Genomic DNA, 3,287 nt, shown 5'->3' on the forward strand with positions numbered 1-3,287 from the left:
GGATATGAATAAAGAAGATTTAAATAGTGAGAAATTAATTAGCTATCCAATAATAGAGGAACAACAAATTAAATATATAAATTAGTTAGTGTGCTTTGACTAGATATTTAATATAATAGGTACAATAAAGAAAGGAAAAGATATTTTTAAAAACATTCTTTCTTAGATGTGATATCCTTGCCTTTTTTGCAATGTGTATTTACTAATTCTTCTGGAGCAACAAAAGTATATTTTAAATAATCATACTGTTGATGATCGCAGCAAGTGAGGGCATATCCGTTACAACATCCAGTAAAAATTATATATTTTTCTTTATTTTATAAAAAAACTTAACCAATCAATTTTGGCTGAGATCTTTTTTCCGTTCTTCAAATAATTATTTCAGTTTCTCTAAATCTTCAAACCGATTTATTCATATTTAAACTGTATCAAGTGCTTATCCTTGTGGTACTATTAAATCCGTGTTATAGTAAATAAGTAATCTAATTTGAAACGTAATCTGAGCTATATATTCACACTATAAAACTCCTTTTACCAAGTAATATTAATTGCAACAAAACACGTATTAGGAGGAAATATATATGAATAATGGTACAGTAAAATGGTTTAACTCAGATAAAGGTTTTGGATTTATCACTGGTGAAGATGGAAATGATGTATTTGCACACTTTTCAGCTATCCAAGGTGACGGATTCAAAACATTAGATGAAGGTCAAGCAGTGACTTTTGATATTGAAGATGGACAACGTGGTCCTCAAGCAGTAAATATCGTAAAATAATGTTGAACTTTAACCACCTCAATCGAGGTGGTTTTTTATATAATGGCTCATAACCGAACGGTCGTAGGTTCGAGTCCTACAGGGTACATCAGATAATAATATTTATAGCTCAAAGCTCACCAGATTTTATTTATGGGCGTTTTGAGCTTATTTATTTGCTTTTAATGACTAATTTTTAAACCATAAAATTATATGGCTTAGTATACGGTTTGTTTACAAAAATATTACAATGTCAGTAAAACTAGATTCATAAAATAATGTTTTTATATCATAAACGTTTGGATTGAACTTACGTTCCCTCTATGTTAATATAATTATGTAATCCTCAATATTTATATTTGCCATTTGAAGCCTTAAGACTCTTGTTTTTAAGGTTTTCTTTTGCTTTAATTAAAGTGGCAATTATAATAAAGTGAGGAATATTTATGGCAAAACAAGTAATACGATTTAATTATTTTCATGTAAAATTGATTAATAATCAAAATGAAATGTTTGAATGGGATATGAGAGATTTTATTGAATATATCATTGGAAATAAACATTCTTTTGATCCATCAGTAATACTTGGAGATGAAATTTCTGATTTAGAATGGAATAGTTGTGGTTACGATGAATTTAATGACTTATATTATATACAATTATCGAAACTACGTTCTAAGAATATTCCTTCTAGAAAAAGAGTAAATCAGGATAAAATTCCATTAAATTTAGCTGATGACGAATTTTTAGGTGAATTTAATTTACTGATATTTGATCCAAAATTAAATATTTTAATAACTCAAGGGAACTTCTATGGATTAACAACTAAACAGATTACTATGACCTTAAGTAATCTCAGAATGAAATATAAAGATGCTATTGGTGAAAATGATGGTGATGTACCATATATAGTTAGTCTTGAACCAATAATTGATCAAACTGCAATTTCAAGAGTTAAGCATAACAATATTTATCGATCTATTACAATTAAGGGAGCTGATTATAAAGAAATTGCTAATGAAGACTTGGACACACAATTTATGGGGACTGCTATAGAAGCCCTAAACGAAATAAATGGAGTGAATTTTGAAATTACTGTTACTATGGCAAGAGCACCCAAACAGAAAAGTCTTGATGAGACAGAAACAAGAAAATTAATTGATGAAGTATTAGAATTAAGAGATAAAAATATCGATGTTTCAATGAATATAGCTTCTAGAAAAGATGAAGAAAATTCGATCGAATATATTGATTTGATAGCACCTAGGCTTACATCTAAGATTATCTTAGATGTTCAGAATAGGTCAACTATAGGTGCAGAATATATATTTAATGGTTTTAAAGAACAAAATTATTTTCATGAGAACGTCCATATGCAGAGAACAGTTATGAATATATTGGCAAGAGAATAGGGATGGATGTGATATCCAATGCTTACAAAACATTTCAAATATATCAGGAAGGTAAGCAGGAGGCATTTTAATGATGTAAAAAAAGCGATAGAAAGAAAAGATTATTATTGGTTAGATAGAGTGAATGTAGTTCATAATGAATTAATACTTATTTTTTGTATAGTATTTTCAATTTTTTATATGTGTGGAAAATTTCTTTCTATTAGAAATAGTATAAGTGATACTATTACTATTTCATCAATAATATTAGGAGTTATTGGTGTTTTAATTGGATTGTTAATAAGCATGAAAGAAGACTCTACTTTTTTTGTTAATGCAGCAAAAGCTGGTAAAGATGCCTTTTTTTATAAAAGTTTAATGTTAAAATTAAGAAACGCGTTTCTCACTAATTTATTTTTCGTGGTTTTAACCTTAACGTTGAACTTAATTTTACCAGCAGTGAGTTTTTTGTTAAAAAGTACGTTTCTAATCTTTTGGTCCTATTTATTTCTTAAGACTTTATGGCAAGTTATGTACTTAATAATTTTAATAACTAAAATAATTACTTACGAACCGCCTAAGGAAAATAAGCTTAGAAAAAAAAGTTAAGTGTCTATCGAAAAAACTCACTCAACCATAGAAGAGTTTTTTTCAATTAATTTTATTTTTTTGCTATATTTATCACGTAAGTCAACCCACAACTAAACTATTCCCACCCACCTTCAGATAGTATTTTTTATATTAGCTATAATCAAAACGAATAAAAAAAGTTGATTTCATAGCTTATAATTATATCGTGCTACTAAACTATATAACTGTATGGTGTGTTCATCCTATAATCTTCAAACTGTGTAGCACAAAATAAATTCGAGGTAAAATTCTTCACAATTTCACAAGATCTCTAATTTTATCTCGTTTCTTTACTTCTGAGGCTACTCGAAAGAGTAGTCTTTTTTTATAAAAAAGCATGACGTATTTTTTAACACGTCATGCTATATAATGAGATGAAAAATGACCATACTTTGACCATACTATTTAGAAAAATATAGAAAATATTAGTAACTGAAAAACTATATAAACGTTGATATTAAAGCAATCAGAATTAACTAGAATTAGTCAAAAAATGGAAAAATAAAAA

The 3,287-nt window shown here is 27.6% G+C and carries 3 protein-coding genes; all 3 read left to right on the forward strand.

Features of this window, described 5'->3' with window-relative positions; all coding sequences use genetic code 11:
- The first annotated feature begins 581 nt into the window (after positions 1-581).
- The 3 genes from EVI01_RS13245 to EVI01_RS13255 all read left to right on the forward strand — a co-directional run bounded on the left by EVI01_RS13245 (position 582) and on the right by EVI01_RS13255 (position 2,758).
- Positions 582-779, forward strand: a complete 198-nt coding sequence (locus EVI01_RS13245) for a cold-shock protein (RefSeq protein WP_010751825.1) — start codon at positions 582-584, stop codon at positions 777-779.
- Between the two features lie 425 nt (positions 780-1,204).
- Positions 1,205-2,170 carry a DUF6731 family protein gene (locus tag EVI01_RS13250; RefSeq protein WP_002345137.1) on the forward strand — a complete coding sequence of 322 codons (966 nt, stop codon included), beginning with the start codon at positions 1,205-1,207 and terminating at the stop codon, positions 2,168-2,170.
- A gap of 18 nt (positions 2,171-2,188) precedes the next feature.
- Positions 2,189-2,758 carry a hypothetical protein gene (locus tag EVI01_RS13255; protein WP_010751824.1) on the forward strand — a complete coding sequence of 190 codons (570 nt, stop codon included), beginning with the start codon at positions 2,189-2,191 and terminating at the stop codon, positions 2,756-2,758.
- Positions 2,759-3,287 lie beyond the last annotated feature (529 nt).

Source organism: Enterococcus villorum (genome assembly GCF_007990225.1).
Taxonomy (GTDB): domain Bacteria; phylum Bacillota; class Bacilli; order Lactobacillales; family Enterococcaceae; genus Enterococcus_B; species Enterococcus_B villorum.

What these genes read in the sequence shown, in the direction of transcription:
- EVI01_RS13245 (WP_010751825.1), top strand. Translation starts at nt 582, where the DNA reads ATGAATAATGGTACAGTAAAATGGTTTAACTCAGATAAAGGTTTTGGA.
- EVI01_RS13250 (WP_002345137.1), top strand. Translation starts at nt 1,205, where the DNA reads ATGGCAAAACAAGTAATACGATTTAATTATTTTCATGTAAAATTGATT.
- EVI01_RS13255 (WP_010751824.1), top strand. Translation starts at nt 2,189, where the DNA reads ATGCTTACAAAACATTTCAAATATATCAGGAAGGTAAGCAGGAGGCAT.